Source organism: Streptomyces sp. NPDC088554 (assembly GCF_044752945.1).
Lineage (GTDB): Bacteria > Actinomycetota > Actinomycetes > Streptomycetales > Streptomycetaceae > Streptomyces.
Genome location: NZ_JBIVMF010000002.1, coordinates 235,626 through 255,613, shown reverse-complemented (window position 1 = coordinate 255,613; position 19,988 = coordinate 235,626). Strand labels below are relative to the sequence as shown.

The 19,988-nt window shown below is 73.1% G+C and carries 13 protein-coding genes; 9 read left to right on the top strand and 4 right to left on the bottom strand.

The features are described from left to right. Positions 1 to 284: 284 nt before the first annotated feature. Positions 285 to 2,228, top strand: coding sequence for an N-acetylmuramoyl-L-alanine amidase (locus ACIP8W_RS03135; protein ID WP_401952799.1), 1,944 nt, complete (start codon positions 285 to 287; stop codon positions 2,226 to 2,228). 313 nt (positions 2,229 to 2,541) lie between these two features. Here ACIP8W_RS03135 and ACIP8W_RS03130 read toward each other — a convergent pair whose 3' ends face one another. The 3 genes from ACIP8W_RS03130 to ACIP8W_RS03120 are packed head-to-tail and all read right to left on the bottom strand — an operon-like array spanning position 2,542 to position 5,146. After that, on the bottom strand, positions 2,542 to 2,775 hold the full coding sequence (locus tag ACIP8W_RS03130) for a hypothetical protein (RefSeq protein WP_401952796.1): 234 nt from the start codon (positions 2,773 to 2,775) through the stop codon (positions 2,542 to 2,544). Positions 2,776 to 2,823: 48 nt separating this feature from the next. After that, positions 2,824 to 4,908, bottom strand: a complete 2,085-nt coding sequence (gene malQ, locus ACIP8W_RS03125) for a 4-alpha-glucanotransferase (RefSeq protein WP_401952793.1) — start codon at positions 4,906 to 4,908, stop codon at positions 2,824 to 2,826. 46 nt (positions 4,909 to 4,954) lie between these two features. Then, entirely contained in the window at positions 4,955 to 5,146 is a 192-nt protein-coding gene (locus ACIP8W_RS03120) for a hypothetical protein (protein WP_401952790.1), read from the bottom strand. A 354-nt stretch (positions 5,147 to 5,500) separates the two neighbouring features. Between ACIP8W_RS03120 and ACIP8W_RS03115 the strand changes: the two genes are divergently transcribed. After that, positions 5,501 to 8,494: a beta-N-acetylglucosaminidase domain-containing protein gene (locus ACIP8W_RS03115; RefSeq protein WP_401952788.1), complete on the top strand. Its 2,994-nt coding sequence runs from the start codon at positions 5,501 to 5,503 to the stop codon at positions 8,492 to 8,494. A gap of 245 nt (positions 8,495 to 8,739) precedes the next feature. On the opposite strand, the gene ACIP8W_RS03110 is transcribed toward ACIP8W_RS03115, so the two are convergent. After that, positions 8,740 to 9,276, bottom strand: coding sequence for an HNH endonuclease (locus tag ACIP8W_RS03110; RefSeq protein ID WP_401952785.1), 537 nt, complete (start codon positions 9,274 to 9,276; stop codon positions 8,740 to 8,742). 396 nt (positions 9,277 to 9,672) lie between these two features. On the opposite strand from ACIP8W_RS03110, the gene ACIP8W_RS03105 reads away from it, so the two are divergent. The 7 genes from ACIP8W_RS03105 (at position 9,673) to ACIP8W_RS03075 (ending at position 19,987) form a co-directional block, all read left to right on the top strand. After that, positions 9,673 to 10,749, top strand: coding sequence for a mechanosensitive ion channel family protein (locus tag ACIP8W_RS03105; protein ID WP_401952782.1), 1,077 nt, complete (start codon positions 9,673 to 9,675; stop codon positions 10,747 to 10,749). A gap of 105 nt (positions 10,750 to 10,854) precedes the next feature. After that, positions 10,855 to 12,120 carry a 6-phospho-beta-glucosidase gene (locus tag ACIP8W_RS03100; protein WP_401952850.1) on the top strand — a complete coding sequence of 422 codons (1,266 nt, stop codon included), beginning with the start codon at positions 10,855 to 10,857 and terminating at the stop codon, positions 12,118 to 12,120. Further along, positions 12,111 to 13,181 carry an N-acetylglucosamine kinase gene (locus ACIP8W_RS03095; protein ID WP_401952779.1) on the top strand — a complete coding sequence of 357 codons (1,071 nt, stop codon included), beginning with the start codon at positions 12,111 to 12,113 and terminating at the stop codon, positions 13,179 to 13,181. The genes ACIP8W_RS03100 and ACIP8W_RS03095 overlap by 10 nt, the downstream gene beginning before the upstream one ends. 277 nt (positions 13,182 to 13,458) lie before the next feature. Next, positions 13,459 to 14,874: a hypothetical protein gene (locus ACIP8W_RS03090; protein ID WP_401952776.1), complete on the top strand. Its 1,416-nt coding sequence runs from the start codon at positions 13,459 to 13,461 to the stop codon at positions 14,872 to 14,874. A gap of 14 nt (positions 14,875 to 14,888) precedes the next feature. Further along, positions 14,889 to 15,932, top strand: coding sequence for a glutamate ABC transporter substrate-binding protein (locus tag ACIP8W_RS03085; protein ID WP_401952774.1), 1,044 nt, complete (start codon positions 14,889 to 14,891; stop codon positions 15,930 to 15,932). 30 nt (positions 15,933 to 15,962) lie between these two features. After that, positions 15,963 to 17,300, top strand: a complete 1,338-nt coding sequence (locus ACIP8W_RS03080; protein ID WP_402201743.1) for a hypothetical protein — start codon at positions 15,963 to 15,965, stop codon at positions 17,298 to 17,300. Further along, positions 17,297 to 19,987, top strand: coding sequence for a tetratricopeptide repeat protein (locus ACIP8W_RS03075; RefSeq protein ID WP_402201741.1), 2,691 nt, complete (start codon positions 17,297 to 17,299; stop codon positions 19,985 to 19,987). Before ACIP8W_RS03080 ends, ACIP8W_RS03075 begins: the two co-directional genes overlap by 4 nt. Position 19,988: the final 1 nt, after the last annotated feature.

The window sequence follows — 19,988 nt, the reverse complement described above, 5'->3', positions numbered from 1 at the left end:
GCCTCTCAACCAGCCCGATGGACAGGAACATCGGACACAAGGAAGCGGATGGAGGGGCCCACCCGCGAGCGAACCCCCATTGCCCGCGTCCAGCGGGAGAGCGGCCGGAGCAGGTCGGAGCCGTGCCGCGGGCCGGCGCGATCGGTCCCCGGCGCGGGTCGGGCTCGTTGGGCGGGGCCGGCGCTGTGGGCCAAGAGGTCTAAAACGGGAATACTGACCGAGATGGCCTGGGTAAAGGTGGCGGTTGAGACAATTCCCCCTAGCCATCGAGGGAGACCCGGTCCGTGGTCACATCCAGATTTGTTCGCGTTCTGGCCGGTGTGCATGCCGGTGTCGCGATCCTGCTCGCCAGTACTGCCGGTCAAGCGCGGGCGGTGCCCGGCGAGGTGACGGATTTTCAGCAGGTCGTGGCGGATGCCGCCCGTGAGTTCCAGGTGCCGGAGGAGGTACTGCTCGGCGTCAGCTACCAGTCCTCGTGGTGGGAAGGGAACGGGGGCCGCCCGAGCACGCTGGGCGGCTACGGTCCGATGCACCTGACCGACACGACAGCGGGGAAGACCTACTCCAACCGTGCCGGTGAGGGACCCGTCGACTCGACAGGCACCAAGGATCCCTCCGAGCACACGCTGAACACCGCGGCAGAGCTGATCCATGTCCGTCCCGACCGACTGAGGACGGACGAGAGGGAAAACATCCGGGGTGGTGCGGCCCTCCTGGTCTCGTACCAGAAGGAGGCGACGGGCACACACCCCAAGGAGCCGGGTCTGTGGTACGCGGCCGTCGCCCGCTACAGCCAGGCCGGCGACCAGGCCCATGCCGCGGCCTACGCCGACGCCGTCTACGCCTCCATCCGTACCGGGCTGGAGCACACCCGCAAGGACGGTCAGCGCGTCATGCTGCCGGCCGACCCCACGGTCACACCGGAAAAGGGACAGCTGCCGAAACTCCGCCTGCGCCGTGGCATCCCCAACCTCGCGCAGACCGAATGCCCGGAGTCACTGAACTGCCGGTTCCTTCCGGCGGCGGCGACCAACTACCAGGTCTCCTCACGGCCCGAGAACAACATCAGGATCGACTCCATCGTCATCCACGACATCGAGGGCAGCTACCAGGCCGGCATCAGCACGTTCCAGAACCCCTCCAGCGGAGTGTCGGCCCACTACGTCATGAAGTCCGACGGCAGCGAGACCACCCAGATGGTCCCCAACAAGGACATCGCCTTCCACGCCGGCAACTACTGGGCCAACATGCACGCCATCGGGATCGAACACGAGGGATTCGCCGCGCAGGGCGCCACGTGGTTCACCCCCGCCACCTACGAGGCGACCGCCCGACTGGTGCGGTACCTCGCGGAGAAGTTCGAGGTCCCGCTGGACCGGCAGCACATCATCGGCCACGACAACGTCCTTCCCCCCAGCGCCCCGGCCATCCCCGGAGCCCACTGGGACCCCGGGCCCTACTGGGACTGGAAAAAGTTCATGCTCCTGCTCGCCTCGCACGCCGAGCAGGACGGCCACGACGGCGACCACCGACACAGCACAGCACGCCCCGGCCAGGCCGTGACCATCGCTCCTGGATTCCGCCGCAACATCCAGACCGTCCAGGTGTGCGGCACCACGCCCGCCCCCGGTGGCGCGGCCCGGTCCACGGCCGGCGGCGGCACAGCGGTTGAGTGCGCCACCCGGACCCAGCCCTCGAACTTCCTCTTCGTACGCACCGAGCCACGCCACGACGCACCCCTGTTCCCCGACCCCGCCATCCACTCCGACGGCTCCCCGGGCAGCGACCGGATCGACGACTGGGGCAGCACCGTCGTGGCAGGCCAGCAGTTCGTCGTAGCCGACCGGAAGGGAGAATGGACGGCGATCTGGTACACCGGCAAGAAGGCATGGATCCACAACCCCCACGGCCGCCACACCAGGCCGGCACCACACGCACGCATCATCCGCGCCAAGGCAGGACCAGCGGCCGTCCCCCTCTACTCGACCGCCTACCCCCGGCCCGACGAGTACCCCAGCGGCCTGTCACCCTCCACCCAGAAACCCCTCGACGTCTACGCGTTCCCCCAGGGGCAGGCATACGTCTCCACCGCGCCCCCGCAGCACACCGACGACTTCTTCAAAGCCACCCCCACCCGGCCCGAAACCGTCGTCACCGGCCGCGACACCTATGACGTGATCCAGTACAACCACCGCCTCGCCCTCGTCAACCACAGCGATACGCAGTGACGCAGAGCAGATAGCGCGCAGGGCCCGAGTGCCGGCAAGCGACCATCCGCCGGCGCTCCAGCCCGTGATCACACATCCGCAGGTGGACACTGTCGACGGCTCGCGTCGGAAATCAACGTCGGGGAGCGCGCCCGGGGAGGCTCGGCAGCACTGACGTCGCTCGCCGCCGGGCCGTGGTCGATTCGGCCATCCGGCAGCGCGACACGGCGACCGGGGCGGGGCCGTACCTCATGATGCGCGGCCTACGGGCGCCCCGTGCCGCGGCCCCCGCCCTGTAGTGGCGTGTCGTCCGCCGTCGGGCGGGCGGCCCGCGTCAGGCCGGGGTCTTGCGGGACTTGTCCATGAGGATGACCAGACCGGCGATGGCGCCGAAGATGGCGATCGGGGCCACGACGAAGAGTCCGAGGGTGTCGATCATGCTCAGGCCGGGGCCCGGGTCGTCGCCGTCGTCGCGGGTGAGGGCGAGCGCCGGGGACGTCATGAGCAGCATCATCAGCGTCGTACCGGCCGCGAGGGCTCCGGCGCGCAGAGCGTTCTTCTTGTCCACGGTGCAAACGTAGCGAACGGCCGCGCACCGCGCGCGGGCGGGGGGTGGTCAGCGCGGGTGCAGGACGGACATCAGGCGGTGGAGGCGGGGCGAGGCGGCCAGCTGTTCGAGGGTCAGGGGGCGGCCGGTGGCGTCGGCGAGGGGGAGGCGCCAGTTGGGGTACTGGTCCCAGGTGCCGGGGAGGTTCTGCGGGCGGCGGTCGCCGACCGTGTCGGGGAGCCAGACGCCGACCATCCGGGCCGGGGTGCGGAGCAGGAAGCGGTAGACCGCGCGGATGTCCTCCTCCTCGCTGCCGTCGCCCTCCGGGAGCAGCCCGAGGCGGGTGAGGGTGGCGAGCCATTCGGCGACCTCGGCGCGGTCCTCGGCCTGTTCCCGCTCCAGGGGGCGGGTGAGCAGGCCGAGCCGGTGGCGCAGCTCGACGTGTTCGCCGGTCAGGCGGGCGGCGGTGGGCGGCAGGTCATGGGTGGTGGCGGTGGCGACGCAGCCCTCGCGCCAGTGGTCCGGGGGCAGCGGCAGTCCCGTACCGTCCCAGTCCTTTTCGAACCAGAGTACGGAGGTGCCGAGGACCCCGCGCCGGGCGAGCGCCTCGCGTACGCCCGGTTCGACGGTGCCCAGGTCCTCCCCTATGACGACGGCGCCCGCGCGGTGCGCCTCCAGGGCGAGGACGGCGAGCATCGCCTCGGCGTCGTACCGGACGTAGGTGCCGCTGGTGGGGCGGTGGCCCCGGGGCACCCACCAGAGCCGGAAGAGGCCCATCACGTGGTCGATCCGCAGCGCTCCCGCGTGGCGCAGCAGGCCCTGGAGGAGGCCGCGGTACGGGGCGTAGCCCGACGCGGCCAGGGTGTCGGGGCGCCATGGGGGCAGGCCCCAGTCCTGGCCGAGGGCGTTGAAGGCGTCCGGTGGGGCGCCGACGGAGATCCCGGCGGCGAAGACGTCCTGCTGGGCCCAGGCGTCGGCGCCGTCCGGGTGGACGCCCACGGCCAGGTCGTGGACGATGCCCACCGCCATTCCGGCGTCCCCGGCCGCGCGCGCGGCCCCGGCCAGCTGTTCGTCGGTCAGCCAGGCGAGCCGGGAGTGGAAGTCGACGCGGTCGCGCAGCAGCTCGCGGGCCTCGGCGGTCTCCGGGGAGCGCGGGTCGCGCAGCGCGGTGGGCCACTCGCGCCAGTTCGGGCCGTGGACCTCGGCGAGGGCGTACCAGGTGGCGTGGTCCTCCAGGGCCCGGCCCTGTCCGGCGAGGAAGTCCCAGTATCCGGCGCGGCGGCCGGGGCCGAGCGGGACGGCGGTGAGGATCTCCAGGGCGGCTCGCTTGAGGTCCCACACGGCGTCGCGGTCGATCAGGGCGTCCTTTCCGAGGACCGCCCCGCGCAGCGCGGCCGCCCGGTCGACGAGCGCGTCCAGCCCTGCGCGGTCGGCGCCGCGTACGTACGCGTACTCCGGGACCGCCTCGATCCGCAGGTGGACCGGGTCGGGGAAGCGCCGGGAGGACGGGCGGTAGGGCGAGGGGTCGGTCGGGGCGCCGGGGACGGCAGCGTGCAGCGGGTTGATCTGGACGAAGCCGGCCCCCAGCGACCGCCCCGACCAGGCGGCCAGCTCCGCGAGGTCCCCCAGGTCGCCCATGCCCCAGGAGCGGGCGGACAGCAGGGAGTAGAGCTGGACGAGGAAGCCGTGGGTACGGTCGGGCGGGGCCGGGACCCGGTCGGGCGCCAGGATCAGCGTGACCCGTTCCGTACGCCCGTCGGGGGCCTCCACCGCCAGCCGGTGGACGCCGAGCGGGAGCGCGGCCCAGGCGGCGGGGTCCGTGGCGGCGCCGCGCGCCAGGTCGACCGGGTCGCCCGCCTCCGGCTCGACCCGCAGCGTCACCCCGGGCGCGAGCGCGGCGAGGGCCGGCGGCAGCGCGGGGGGCGCGCCGTCCGGGGTGGTCCACAGGACCAGGCTCGGGGGCAGCAGTCGGCGCGCGGCGGCGGATTCGGCGCGGGCCAGCGCCTCGTCCACCGCCGCGGGTCCCGAGGCGTCGACGCCGAGTGCGGCGAGCACCGCGACGACCGTGGTGTCGGGAACCTGGACACGGGTGCCCGGGGAGGGTGAGTACGCGGTGGCGACACCGTGCAGCTCGGCGAGCCGGGCCAAACCCATACGAACTCCTGTTCGGATGATCGGACCGTCGGACCCCTGCGGACCGTCAGACCCCTGGGGACTCCGCCCCGCCCGCCGTGCCGTGCGCGGTCGGCTCGCTGGTGAGCGGGGCGACATCGGCGAGCGGGGGTTCACTGGTGAGCGGAGCCGCGTCGGCCAGCGGAGGTTCGCTGATCAGCGGCGCGGGGACCGTCTGCTGGGAGAGGGCGGAGAGCAGAAGCTGTGCGGCTGCGGCCATGACGGGCGCCTCCCACGGGACGGGAACAGGTCAACCGCAGCCCTACCCAGCGGGCTGAGCCGCAGACGCGTACGCCGGAAAAACGTGCGGCGGACCATGATCTGTTCCCTTGCGACAGGTGCGGATCCTGACTATCACAGCGGGATTGCCGTACCGGGCAAACCCGACACAACGGCCATGAGCATTGACACGTTCACCACGGGGTGGTGGGCTCGTGGCCGCTCGGCCGGATCGCCCCAGCGGCACCCCCGGCAGCCCCGGCAGGGATATGCCAGGGGTCTGTGGGAAGGCTTGGGATGTCTCCCGCCGAACCGGCGGGGAGCGGGCGGAACCAGGCAGCGGAGGTCGCACGGCATGCAGCTCGGGCAGAGGAAACGGACCGCGACCGCTGTCGCCGTGGCCGTCATCGGCGGGCTTCTCGCCACCGCGCCCGGCGCGTCGGCCGCCCCCCGGGACCCGGTGCCCCCCTCGGCCACCGCCCCCGACACCCGGAGCACGGCGGCGGCGCCCCCGGTCTGGCCCCGGCCGCAGACGATCAGGACGGCCGGGAAACCGGTGCTCCTCGGTACCGAGGTGACCGTCGTCCCGGACGCGAAGGCCGACGCGTACACGGTACGGGCGTTGACGGACCTCTTACGCGAAGCGGGCGTCCGTACGGTGCGCACCGCGCCCTCGGACGGCGGCGGACCCGTCCTGTTCCTCGGCGGCTCCGGCGCGCGGGCCGCGCTGCGCGCCCTGCGCGCGCCCGAAGCGGCCGACCTGCCGTCCGGCGGCTACCGGATCGGCGTGGGCACCGTGGCCGGCCGCTCCACGGTCGCCCTGGACGGCGTCGGCGCCGACGGCCTCTTCCACGCCGCCCAGACCCTGCGTCAGCTGATCCAGCGGCAGCCGAAGGGGGCGAGCGTCGCCGGGGTCCTGGTGCGCGACTGGCCGGGGACGGCCTTACGCGGCACGATGGAGGGGTTCTACGGACAGCCCTGGACGCACGCGCAGCGGCTGGCGCAGCTCGACTTCATGGGGCGCACGAAGCAGAACCGCTATCTGTACGCGCCGGGCGACGACCCGTTCCGGCAGGCGCGCTGGCGCGATCCGTACCCGGCGGCGCAGCGCGCGGACTTCCGCGAGCTGGCCGAACGCGCCCGGCGCAACCATGTGACGCTCGCCTGGGCCGTCTCCCCCGCCCAGGCCATGTGCATGACCTCCGCGCGGGACATCGGGGCGCTGACCCGCAAGATCGACGCGATGTGGGCGCTGGGGGTGCGCGCCTTCCAGCTCCAGTTCCAGGACGTCAGCTACAGCGAGTGGCACTGCGACCGGGACGCGGACACCTTCGGCTCCGGCCCCCAGGCGGCGGCGCGGGCCCAGGCCGGGGTGGCGGGCGCGGTCGCGGTCCATCTGGCGGAGCGGTACGCGGGCGCCGAACCGCTCACCGTCATGCCGACCGAGTACTACCAGGACGGCGAGACCGCTTACCGTACGGCCCTCGCGGGCGCGCTCGATCCGCGCGTCCAGGTCGCCTGGACCGGGGTCGGGGTGGTGCCGCGTACGATCACCGGCCGGGAGCTGATGGGGGCGCGCGACGCGTTCAAGCGCCCCCTGGTGACCATGGACAACTATCCGGTCAACGACTACGACCAGAGCCGGCTCTTCCTCGGCCCCTACACCGGCCGCGACCCGGCCGTCGCCACCGGCTCCGTCGCCCTGCTCGCCAACGCCATGGAGCAGCCGACCGCCTCCCGGATCCCGCTGTTCACGGCGGCCGACTACGCCTGGAACCCGCGCGGCTACCGGCCCCAGGAGTCCTGGCGGGCCGCGATCGACGACCTCGCGGGCGATGACGGCGAGGCCCGCGAGGCGCTGGCCGCGCTCGCCGGGAACGACGCCTCGTCGATACTGGCCCCGGAGGCGGAGTCCGCGTATCTGAAGCCGCTGATCGAGGCGTTCTGGCGGTCCCGTACGACCACCGACGCTCCGGCCAGGAGCGCGGCGACGAGCAGGCTCGAGGCGGCGTTCACCGTGATGCGCGAGGCCCCTCGGCGGCTCGCCGGGACGGACGGCGGACGGCTGGACGACGAGATCGCGCCCTGGCTCGACCAGCTCGCGCGGTACGGCGCGGCGGGCGGGCTGGCCCTCCGCGTCCTGCGCGCGCAGGACGCGGGCGAGGGCGCGGTCGCCTGGCGGGGCTCGGTGGAGCTGGAGCCGCTGCGCGAGGCCGCCGCGAACAGCCGGGCCACGGTGGGCGCGGGGGTGCTCGGGCCGTTCCTCGACCGGGCCGTCGAGGAGGCGTCGGTCTGGACGGGCGCGGACCGCGCCGAGGACCGGAGCCTCACCGAGGAGCGCTCGGGGAACCGCCGGACCTACACCGTCGGCCTGGGCCGCCCCCGGCCCGTCGAGACGCTGAACACGATGACCGAGCCCGGCACGGGCGCGGGCGCGACCGTCGAGGCCCATGTCCCCGGCGGGGGCTGGCGCCCGCTGGGCCCGCTCTCCGCGAGCGGCTGGACCGAGTCGGACGCGAAGGGGCTGCTGGTCGACGCGGTACGGATCGTCTGGCCCGGCGCCCCGATCGGCCCGCGCTCCGCCCCCGCAGGCCGGGCCCCTTCCGTACGCCATGTCGTGCCCTGGTACGAGGACGAGCCGCAGGCCCGGCTGGATCTGACGCGCGGCGAGGCGGACGTCCGGATCGGCGGCGCGCCGCAGACGGTCGAGGCGCGGGTGGCCACGCGGCGGTCCGGGACGGTCAAGGGCGCGCTCACCGCGAAGGCGCCCTCCGGCATCAAGGTCACGGCCCCGAAGGAGACCACGGTCCCGCGGGGTGCCCGTACCACCGTGCCCGTGAAGGTCAGCGTCCCCGAGGACACCCCCGCCGGGACCTACGAGGTGCCGCTGACCTTCGCCGGTCAGGAACGCACCCTGACGGTACGGGCCGCGCCCGCCACCGCGGGCCCCGATCTCGCCCGTACGGCCACGGCGTCGTCGTCCGGCGACGAGACCCCGGACTTCCCCGCCGCCGCCGCGCTGGACGGCGACCCCGGCACCCGTTGGTCGTCCCCGGTCGAGGACCGCGCCTGGCTGCGGCTGCGGCTCGCCGAGCCCGCCAGGATCGGCCAGGTCGTCCTGCGCTGGCAGGAGGCGTACGCGGGCCGCTACCGCGTCCAGGTCTCCCCGGACGGCCGCACCTGGCGTACCGCCGCGACGGTCAACGACGGCAGGGGCGGCCGCGAGGCCATCGGCATGGACGCGAAGGACACCCGATACCTCCGCGTCCGGTGCGACGAACGCGGGACGCGGTTCGGCTACTCGCTGTTCTCGGTGGAGGCGTACGCGGTCGCGGACGGGAAGGAGTAGCCAGGCGCCCGGCCACCCTTGTGGACGCGCCCTCGGCTCACCCGTCTCACCCGTCTCGCCCGGCGAGTGGGCCGAAGGGGCGCGTCGCTGTCGAAGTAGCCGTCGAAAGGGAGGCTGTGCTCGATATGCGGCTCCGCCGCGTGGGCGGAGGTTCCCGAGGAACGAGGAAACCGAGCACGGTCGACTGTCGACAGCGGCAAGAGCGCCCCCGGAGGCGAACCGAGCCCAAAAAAACCGAGCCAAAACTAAACAGCCACTCCGTCGATGCGGGCCATCGCGTCCTCCGCTCCGTACGGTTGCAGGTACGGCATCCAGCGCGGGTCACGGTGGCCGGTGCCGATGATGCGCCAGGCGAGGCCGGACGGCGGGGCGGGCTGGTGGTTCAGGCGCCAGCCCAGTTCGCGCAGGTGCCGGTCGGCCTTGACGTGGTTGCAGCGGCGGCAGGCCGCCACCACGTTGTCCCATACGTGCTGTCCGCCCCGGCTGCGCGGGATGACGTGGTCGACGCTGGTTGCGACGCCACCGCAGTACATGCAGCGCCCGCCGTCACGGGCGAAGAGCGCACGGCGGGTGAGCGGCACGGGGCCTCGGTAGGGGACGCGGACGAACCGTTTCAGCCGTACGACGCTGGGTGCGGGGATGACACGGGTTTCGCTGTGCATGAAGGCGCCGGATTCCTCTAGACAGAGGGCCTTGTTCTCCAGAACGAGGACGAGCGCGCGGCGGAGCGGTACGACGCCGAGCGGCTCGTACGACGCGTTGAGGACCAGGACATGCTGCACGGTGCCTCCTTGTACGCCGGCGGCACGTGGCTTCGTGCCGTGACGATCTGCTCCAGTCTCTCCTTATGCCTGGTCGAAACGCCACCACGTCCGGGTAACGGGCGCGGAGTGTTTTCGACCACACGCTCGACCACCTGTCCGATGATCTGCCCGGACCTCCCGCGCAGGGCCGGGCCGGGCCGGAACAGAACGCAGGACAGCGGCCCCCAAAGGATCGGCAGAGGGCCGGGACAGGGCGCGCACAGGGCCCGCACAGCCCAGGTACAGCGGCTGCCGGGGGACACGTGAGGAGTGTCTCTCCCCGCCGCCGGGACACGGTTCGGACCGCACTGCCCCGTTAGTGTGGTTGGTCCGTCCGGCAGCCCGTCGGTGCGGTGATCCCTGGAGGTTCCCGTCGTGTCCTGGTCCGCCTACCTCGCCGCCGGCGCCTCCTCGTCCGACCCCGTGACGCTCGACGAGGCCGCGGAGCGGGCGACGAACGCGGCGAGCTGGGTGGAGGAGAACTGGACCACCTGGCTGAGCATCGGGCTGCGGATGACGCTGATCCTGGTGATCGCGCTGGTGCTGCGGCGGGTGATCCGGCGGGCGCTGACCAAGCTGATCGAACGGATGAACCGCAGCGTCCAGACGGTCGAGGGCACCGCGCTCGGCGGTCTGCTGGTCAACGCCGAGCGCCGCCGCCAGCGCTCCGAGGCCATCGGATCGGTGCTCCGCTCGGTGACGTCGTTCCTGATACTCGGCACCGCCGCGCTGATGATGCTCGGCGCGCTGAACATCAATCTGGCCCCGCTGCTGGCCTCCGCCGGGGTCGCCGGGGTGGCGCTGGGCTTCGGCGCGCGCAACCTCGTCACCGACTTCCTCTCCGGTGTGTTCATGATCCTGGAGGACCAGTACGGGGTCGGGGACACCATCGACGCGGGCGTGGCCTGCGGCGAGGTGATCGAGGTCGGGCTGCGGGTGACGAAGCTCCGCGGCGACCAGGGCGAGATCTGGTACGTGCGCAATGGCGAGGTCAAGCGAATCGGCAACCTCAGCCAGGGCTGGGCCACGGCCGGGGTCGACGTGCTGGTGCGGCCCGCGGAGGATCTGGGGCGGGTCCGTACGGTCATCCACCAGGTCGCCGAGAAGATGGCCAAGGACGACCCGTGGAACGAGCGGCTCTGGGGGCCGATCGAGGTGCTGGGGCTGGACTCCGTACTGCTGGACTCGGTGACCGTGCGGGTCTCGGCGAAGACCATGCCGGGGCAGGCCCCGGCGGTGGAGCGCGAGCTGCGCTGGCGGATCAAGGAAGCCTTCGACGAGGCCGGCATACGGATCGTCGGCGTGGCGGCACCGGTGGCACCGGCCGAGGAGGCACCCGCGTCGGACCCGACCGCGAGCGTCTCGGCTCCTTCGGCGCTGGCGAGCCCCACCTCCCCGCAGTCGCTGGCGACGGCCCCGATACCGCCGGGCCCGAATCTCGCCAAGCAGTAACCCGTCCGGCGGCACTCCCCGCCGTACCGGCCCCGGCGCACCGCCCGACCGGCAGAATGCCTCCCGGAAAGCAGCACTCTTACCGGGGTGAAGGGCTGGGCACGGATGAAGCTCGCGGTGGTCGGCGGCGGTTCGACCTACACACCGGAACTCGTCGACGGATTCGCCCGGCTGAGGGACACCCTCCCGGTCGCGGAACTCGTCCTGATCGACCCGGCGGCCGACCGGCTCGACGTCGTCGGCGGGCTGGCCCGGCGCATCTTCGCCCGGCAGGGCCATCCCGGCCGGATCACCACCACCCAGGACCTCGACGCGGGCGTCGCCGGGGCCGACGCGGTCCTGCTCCAGCTGCGGGTGGGCGGCCAGGCGGCCAGGCTCCAGGACGAGACCTGGCCGCTGGAGTGCGGCTGTGTCGGCCAGGAGACGACGGGCGCGGGCGGGCTCGCCAAGGCGCTGCGGACCGTCCCGGTGGTGCTCGGCATCGCGGAGCGGGTCCGGCGGGCCAGCCCCGGCGCCTGGATCATCGACTTCACCAACCCGGTGGGCATCGTGACGCGCGCCCTGCTCCGGGCCGGGCACCGGGCGGTGGGCCTGTGCAATGTGGCGATCGGTCTCCAGCGCGCCTTCGCGGGGCTGCTGGAGGTCCCGCCGTCCGAGGTGTTCCTCGACCATGTGGGGCTGAACCATCTGAGCTGGGAGCGCGGGGTACGGCTCGGCGGGCCCGGGGGCCGGGAGGTGCTGCCCGAACTGCTGGCCGGGCACGGCTCCGTGATCGCTGAGCGGCTGCGGCTGCCGCGCGCGCTGCTGGACCGGCTCGGCGTGGTCCCCTCGTACTACCTGCGCTACTTCTACGCGCACGACGAGGTCGTCCAGGAGCTGCGGACCGGGCCCTCGCGGGCCGCCCAGGTCGCGGAGATGGAGCGGCGGCTGCTGGAGATGTACCGGGACCCGGCGCTGGACCAGAAGCCCGCGCTGCTGTCGAAGCGGGGCGGCGCCTACTACTCGGAGGCGGCGGTGGAGCTGGCGGCGGCGCTGCTGCGCGACGGGGGCGCTCCGGTGCAGGTGGTGAACACGTACAACAACGGCACGCTGCCGTTCCTCGCCGATGACGCGGTGATCGAGGTACAGGCGCGGGTGGGTACCGAAGGCGTGGCGCCACTGCCGGTGGGCGCGCTGGATCCGCTGTACGCGGGGCTGATCGCGCAGGTCACGGCGTACGAGGAACTGGCGCTGGAGGCCGCGCTGCACGGTGGCAGGGACCGGGTCTTCCGGGCGCTGCTGTCCCATCCGCTCATCGGACAGTACGCGTACGCCGAGACGCTGACCGACCGGCTGCTCGCGCACAACCGGGAGCATCTCGCATGGCGGTGAATACGGCTGCGCATACGGGCAGCGGCGGCCTGGTACTGGCCGTCGACGCCGGGAACAGCAAGACCGACGTGGCCGTGATCGACGCGGCCGGTACGGTGCTCGGCGCGGCCCGCGGCGGCGGCTTCCGGCCGCCCGCCGTGGGGATCGGGGCGGCCGTCGACGTACTGGCGGCAGCGGTCGCCGAGGCCGTCGCGGCGGCGGGCCTGCCCGAACGGGGCTGCGCCGCCCGGGTGTCGGCCGCGCTGGCCAACGCCGATCTCCCGGTCGAGGAACGCGAGCTGGCCGAGGCGGTCCGGGCGCGCGGCTGGGGGCGTACGACCGAGGTGGTCAACGACACCTTCGCGCTGCTGCGCGCCGGGCTGCCGGACGGCGTCCCGGCCCTCGGCATCGCGGTGGTCTGCGGCGCGGGCATCAACTGCGTGGGCATCCGCCCCGACGGCCGGACCGCGCGCTTCCCCGCGCTCGGCCGGCTCTCCGGCGACTGGGGCGGCGGCGCGGACCTGGCGGCGGAGGCGCTCTGGTACGCGGCGCGGGCGGAGGACGGCCGGGGCCAACCGACCACGCTGGTACGGACGCTGCCGGGCCACTTCGGACTGGGCTCGGTGTACGAGCTGGTCGAGGCCCTGCACCGGGGCCGCCTCCCGGCCGCGCGCAGGCACGAGATGGCGCCGCTGCTGTTCGCGGCGGACGCGGCGGGCGACGCGGTGGCCGGGTCGGTGGTGGACCGGCTGGCCGAGGAGGTCACCGTCATGGCGACGGTCGCGCTGGGCCGGCTCGGGCTGCTGGACCCGGCGGCCCCTGCCGGGCCGGACCGGACGGTCCCCGTGGTGCTGGGCGGCGGTGTGCTGGCGGCCCGTCACCCCCGGCTGGAGAGACGGATCGTGGAGCTGCTGGCGGCCGGGGCGCCGGGGGCCCGGGTCCGGGTGGTGACGGCGGCGCCGGTGCTGGGGGCGGCGCTGCTGGGGCTCGACCGGACCGGAGCGGACGCGCGGGCGTACGCCCGGCTGCGTGAGCACTACGGGCTCGCGCCGGGTGGAACACCCGGGTGGAACACGCCGTAGAAGCCGCGGAGAAGCGCCGAAAGCTCCACCCCGACGCGTACGAGCCGCCGTACGGGGAACCGAGCAAGGGACTCCGGCGTACTTCATGGTGAAGCGACGGCGATGACGTTCCGTCACGTGCCCCGCACGGACGTTCGGCACAGACGGGATCGATACGGACAAGATCGGGTCAAGCCCGGTGTGGTTGTCAGTGCTTGGCTCCATACTTCTGGTCAGAGGTAGTTCCCCGACCCGCAGGGGGCGGCCGCCGTCGTCAGATGACCGAGGGGGAGGTCACGTGACATACCCGCCGAATGTGCGCACCGCGCCACCATCGGCTCCGACGCACGCGCCACCGCCCGCGCCACCGCCGCCATCCGGGCCACCGCCCGTGCCGGCGCCCGTGCGCGGTGCCGCGTGGGCCGAGACCAGGGACCGGCTGCGCGGAGCGGCGACGACCGAGCCGGGACGGCTGCGGATCATCGGCGCGGCGCTGGCCCTGCTGGTGGTGGCGTTCGGGGCGGTCACGGCGTGGGAGGTGTCCGACCGGTTCTCGGCGGCGAACGACGTGGTGAGCCGCAGTCAGCCGCTGAGCGCGGACGCGGCGGACATCTACCGCTCGCTGGCCGACGCCGACACGGCGGCTGCGAGCGGCTTCCTGGCGGGCGCGCTGGAGCCGGCCGCCGTGCAGAAGCGCTACCAGGACGACATGAAGAAGGCGTCCAGGCTGCTGATCAAGGCGGCCACGCACACGGACAGCGACAGCGAGTCGGGCCGTCAGATAGCCACGCTCAACGAGGGGTTGCCGCGCTACACCGGTCTGATCGAGCGGGCCCGCGCCAACAACCGCCAGGGGCTGCCCCTGGGCGGCGCCTATCTGCGGTACGCGAACCAGCAGATGACCAACGAGCTGCTGCCCGCCGCCGAGCGGCTGTACGCGGCGGAGACCGACCGGCTGGTCGCCGACAGCGACGACGCGCGGCTGTGGCCGTATCTCTCGCTGGTGATCGGGGTGCTGGCGCTCGGGGTGCTCTGCTGGGCGCAGCGACGCAACTTCCGGCGCACGAACCGGATGTTCAACCACGGTTTGCTGGCCGCGACCGCCGCGTCCGTGGTGCTGTTGTCGTGGCTGGCGGTCGGACAGACCATCACCAGGACGGAGCTGAACAACGCGCAGGCGCACGGCCAGGCCTCGCTGAAGGTGCTCAACGACGCCCGGATCAACTCGCTCAAGGCCCGCGCCAACGAGAACCTCACGGTGGTCTCCCGGGGCGCGGTCCTCACCGCCGACGGCAAGAACGACAAGTACGAGACGGACTACGCCACCAGCATGGACAAGCTCAGCACCGCGCTCGGGGAGGCGCGGAGACTCGCCGACAACAGCGCGGGCGGCAGACCGGTGGAGGCCGCGATCTCCTCGGTCGCCCAGTGGCGCGAGCGCCACAAGTCGGCGAGCGAGACGGACCGCGCCGGGGACTACGACGGCGCGCTGGCCCGGATCATCGGCACCGAGAACTCCACGGGCCAGTCCTTCGACCAGGTGGACAAGGCGCTGGAGCGGGCTCTCGCGCAGGAGCAGCGGGAGTTCACCCGGGCCGCCTCGGACGGGCGGGGCGCGCTGACCGGACTGGCCGTGGGCGCCGGGGCGCTGGCCCTGATCGCGGCGGTGGGCGCCATTCTCGGCATAGGCCGCAGGCTTTCGGAATACCGGTGAGAGGAGGGCGAGGGATGACTTCCCTGGACAGGCTCCGCGGGCCCCGCCCGCTGGACAGGCTCCGTGGCTGGGGCGGTGTCTCGGCCATGGCGGGCGCCTGTGTGCTCACGGCGTCGCTCACCCTGTTTCCCCTGTCGCACACGGTCGGGGAGAAGGCCGCGCAGGCCGCGCAGCGGACCGCCACGGCCATCCCCGCCAAGGCGGACGACTGCGAGAATCCGGAGGCGAGCGTTCCGGCGTCCTCGGCCGACGGCCCCACCATCCAGAAGATCAAGGCCCGGGCGAATCCGAAGCTGATCGTCGGCGTCGACCAGAACAGCTACCGCTGGGGGTACCGCGACCCGGCCACCGGCAAGCTGGAGGGCTTCGACATCGATCTGGCCCGCGCCATAGCCAAGGACATCCTCGGCAGCCCGGACGCCGTCATCTTCCGCGCCATCCCCACCAACCAGCGGATAGCGGCCCTGGAGAACGGCACGGTGGACCTGGTCGTCAGGACGATGACGATCAACTGCGCCCGTATCAAGCAGGTCGCCTTCTCCACCGCCTACTTCCAGGCGGGCCAGCAGGTCCTCGCGCCCAAGGACTCGACGATCACGGGGTACGACACCTCGCTCGCGGGCAAGCGGGTCTGCACCGCCGAGGGGTCGACGGCCTACGACGAGCTGGAGAAGGAGTCCTACGGCGCGCGCTTCAAGGATCCGCACGACGGCCGGGGCTCCGACGAGGACCGGTTGACCGTGCCCAATCAGCTCGACTGTCTGGTCCGGCTCCAGCTGGGCGAGGTCGACGCGGTGGTGACGGACAACGCTCTCGCGGCCGGGCAGGCCGCCCAGGACCCGGCCGTCGAGCTGGTGGGCAAGCCCTTCACGAAGGAGTACTACGGCGTCGCCGCGAAACTGGGGAACGACGACCTGGTGAGCCGGGTGAACAAGGTGTTGGAGGGGTATCGCGCCGGTGGGGCGAACAGCCTCTGGATGGCGTCGTACAAGGAGTGGCTGGAGGCGGGCCTCCCCGGGATAACCGGGGCACCGCCCGCCCGGTACAAGTCCAGTTAGCTCCATGCGACCAGAGCGGAGAGGTGATCGATGGGCGGCACGGGCTCCTTCCCCGACTCGACGGAGCGGACACCGGGACCGGTGATGGACCGGGACGAGGTGGACCGGGCCCTCGCGCGCCTGGAAGCGGAGTACGAGGCGATCGAGACCTCGCTGCTCGCGCTCCAGGACCACGCGGGCCGCAGGCTCCTCGAAGGGGCCGAGCTGACCGGCGTCACCAAGGACCGCTGGGCCGCCGCCGAACAGTCGATCGCCCTCCTGTGGACGTACTTCGACAGCTATACGGCGGCGCTGGCCGGTGCCAGGGAGGCGCGCGCCCGACGGCGCTGGCCCGGCCGCGACGATCTGGCGGAGCTGACGGAGAGGCTGCGCGGGCGGGGGGTCACCGTCGCGGGCGCCGCCACGCCCCGGCCCGCCGCCCTCGCCGGACCCGCCGTGCTCTCCGAGCACTTCACGCTGGCCGAGCTGGTCTCCCGGATGAACGAGCTGTACGCGTCCTCGCTGGACATGGTCGTGGCGGCGGACTCGGTCTGGTCGGCGCTGCCCGCCCGGATCGACCTGCTCTCCGCCGAGCTCCAGCGCGTGCGCTCGCTGGCGCACTCCGTGGGCGTACGGCCGGGGGAACATCCGTCCGGTGACGACCTGGAGACGATCACGCGGGAGATGAGCGCCCTGCGCGCCCGGGTGATCTCGGACCCGCTGGCCTTCTGGCGCCCGGCGGCGGGCAGTTCCGCGCCGGGCGGCGGGCGGCCCGACACCCAGCGGTACGACCGGGCGGCGCGCGCCCTGGAGGACGTCCGGGGCGAGATCGACGCGGTGCTGCGGGTGCGCCAGGACGCGGAGGAGCGGCTGATGCGGCTGCGCGATCTGCTGTCGCGCGCGGACCGCACCCTGGCCGAGGCCCGTTCAGCGCGCGGCGAGGTGCTGGCGAAGATCGCGGCCTCCGAGGTGCCCGCGGTGAGCGGTCCGGCGACCGCCCTTCAGGAGCGGCTCTCGACCGCCGCCGCATACCGCAGGCACGCCCAGTGGAACCGGCTCTCGCCGCTGCTGGAGTCGCTGGAGCGGGACGCCGAGGACGAGTTGCTGCGGGCCAGGGAGTCCCTGACGGCGGTCACGGCGCCGCTGGCGGTCCGCGCGGAGCTGCGCGGCCGGCTGGACGCGTACCGGGCGAAGGTCTCCCGGCACGGGCTGGCCGAGGACCCGGTGCTGATCGAGCGGTACGACGCGGCGCGCCGGATGCTGTGGAGCGCGCCCTGTGATCTGCGCGTGGCCGAGCAGGCGGTGCTGCGTTATCAGCTGGCCGCGACGGAGTACACGTCGGCGGTCCGCACGGAGTTGGGAACAGAAGGCGAGCGGGGGAACAGATGAGCGGGACGGACGCATGCCAGCGCCCCGGCTGCGAAGGTTCGTACGAGGACATGGGCGGCGGTGAACTGTACTGCGACACCTGCGGTCTGGCGCCCGTCGTCGCGGCGAACGGGGCCCTGTCCTCGCCGCCCACGGGCATCACGCGCGGCGGCCGGGACAGCGGCGGGACGGACACCGGGAGCGGCAGCGGCGGGGACGGCGACAAGGGCAGCGGTTCGGGCAGCGGGAACTCCTCGCACTCCTCGGCCCGCTCCTCCTCGCGGGCGTCCTCGCGCTCCTCGCGCTCCTCGACCTCCCGGCGCTCGGTCTCGGGGCGGCTCTCGCGCACGCTCTCCGGGCAGCTGTCCGCCCGGTCGGTGTCGGTGCGCAGTTCCGGTGCGTCCACCTCCGCCTCGGGGCGCAACCGGCTGGGCGCCGGGCTGGTCTCCGTACCGGACGTGCCGCGCCCCGATCCGCGCTTCGCCGTCATGGCCGACCCGGAGGTGCCGGAGCGCAAGCGGTTCTGCTCGCGTGCGGACTGCGGGGCGCCGGTGGGCCGCGCGCGCGGCGAGCGGCCGGGGCGTACGGAAGGGTTCTGCACGAAGTGCGGGCACCCGTACTCCTTCGTGCCCAAGCTCCACGAGGGCGATGTCGTCCACGGGCAGTACCAGGTGATGGGCTGTCTGGCCCACGGCGGGCTGGGCTGGGTCTATCTCGCCATCGACCGCGCCGTCTCGGACCGCTGGGTGGTGCTCAAGGGTCTGCTCGACACCGGCGACCAGGACGCCATGGCGGCGGCGATCTCCGAGCGGCGCTTCCTCGCCGAGATCGAGCACTCCAACATCGTCCGTATCTACAACTTCGTGGAACACCTCGACCAGCGCACCGGCTCCATGGACGGCTACATCGTCATGGAGTACGTGGGCGGCAAGTCGCTCAAGGAGATCGCCAACGAGCGCCGTACCGGCTCCGGCAGACGGGACCCGCTGCCGGTCGAGCAGGCGTGCGCGTACGGGATCGAGGCGCTGGAGGCGCTCGGCCATCTGCACAGCCGGAACCTGCTCTACTGCGACTTCAAGGTGGACAACGCGATACAGACCGAGGACCAGCTCAAGCTGATCGACATGGGTGCCGTCCGCAGGATGGACGACGACGAGTCGGCGATCTACGGGACCGTGGGGTACCAGGCGCCGGAAGTCGCCGAGATCGGCCCCTCGGTGGCCTCGGACCTCTATACGGTCGCGCGGACGCTGGCCGTGCTGACCTTTGACTTCCAGGGTTACACGAACGTATTCGTGGACTCGCTCCCCGACCCGGAGAACATCGACGTCTTCCGTACGTACGAGTCCTTCTACCGGCTGCTGGTCCGGGCGACGGACCCCGATCCCCGGCGGCGGTTCTCCTCCGCCCAGGAGATGGCCGAGCAGCTGACGGGGGTGTTGCGCGAGGTCGTCGCGGTCCAGACGGGCCGCCCCCGGCCCGCGCTGTCGACGCTGTTCGGTCCCGAGCTGCGGGTCACGGACACGGAGCTGTTCGCCGAGCTGACGGAGGACGTGTCCCTGCTGGGGGTACGGATGGACCGGCCGGGCCGGTTCGGCGTCCGCGCGAAGGGGCCGAAGGGCGCGAAGGCACAGCCGCCCACGCTCCCTCCCCTGCCGGCCGCTCCCCCGGCGTCGGCGCCCGGTCTGCTTCCGGCGCCCCGCACCGGAGGCACCCCGCTGACGGCGGGGCCCGCGCCCGGCCCGGGCAGGCCCCGGCTCGCCCCGCTGGACGCGCGGGCGACGGCGCTCGCCCTGTCCGTACCACGCGTGGATCCGACCGACCCGAACGCCGGGTTCCTGGCCGGGCTGCTGGCCTCCGCGCCCGCCGAGCTGATCGTGGCGCTGGCCGCCGCACCCACCGACTCCGTGGAACGCGGGCTGCGCGAGCTGCGGGCCCGGCTGGAGATGGGCGAGCCGGCCGCGGCGCTCGACGTGCTGAACGCGCTGGAGGAGCGGCGCCCGGACGACTGGCGGGTCGTCTGGTACCGGGGGATCGCCTCGCTCGCCACCGGTGACCACGAGATAGCGGCGCTCTCCTTCGACGCCGTGTACGACGCGTTCCCCGGCGAGCCCGCGCCCAAGCTGGCGCTCGGTGTCTGCGCCGAGGTGCTGGGTCAACTCGACAACGCGGCGGAGTACTACCGTCTGGTGTGGACCACCGACCCGAGTTTCGTCAGCGCCGCGTTCGGGCTCGCGCGCGTCCAGCTCGCCTCCGGCGACCGGACCGGCGCCGTGCGAACGCTGGAGTCGGTGCCCGAGTCGTCGATCCACTACACGGCCGCGCGGGTCGCCGCCGTACGGGCCAGGCTGCGCCAGCGCGGTCCGCGCGACCCGCAGCCGGGGTACGGAGCGGGGCCCGCGCTGATCGACGATCTGACGGCGGCGGCCCATCAGGTCTCCGCGCTCCAGCAGTTCGGTCTGGACGCGGTCCGGCGTGAGCAGTTGTCGACGGAGGTACTGGGCACGGCCCTGGACTGGGTACTCTCCGGTAGTCCCGGGACCCGTCCCGTACAGGCCGTGCTGCTCGGCAGTGAACTGGACGAGCGCGGCCTGCGCTTCGGACTGGAACGCTCGTACCGGGTGCTTGCCCGGCTCGCTCAGCGCGGCGAGGAGAGGATCGAACTGGTGGAGCGGGCCAACCGTTTCCGCCCCCGGACGTGGGTGTGAT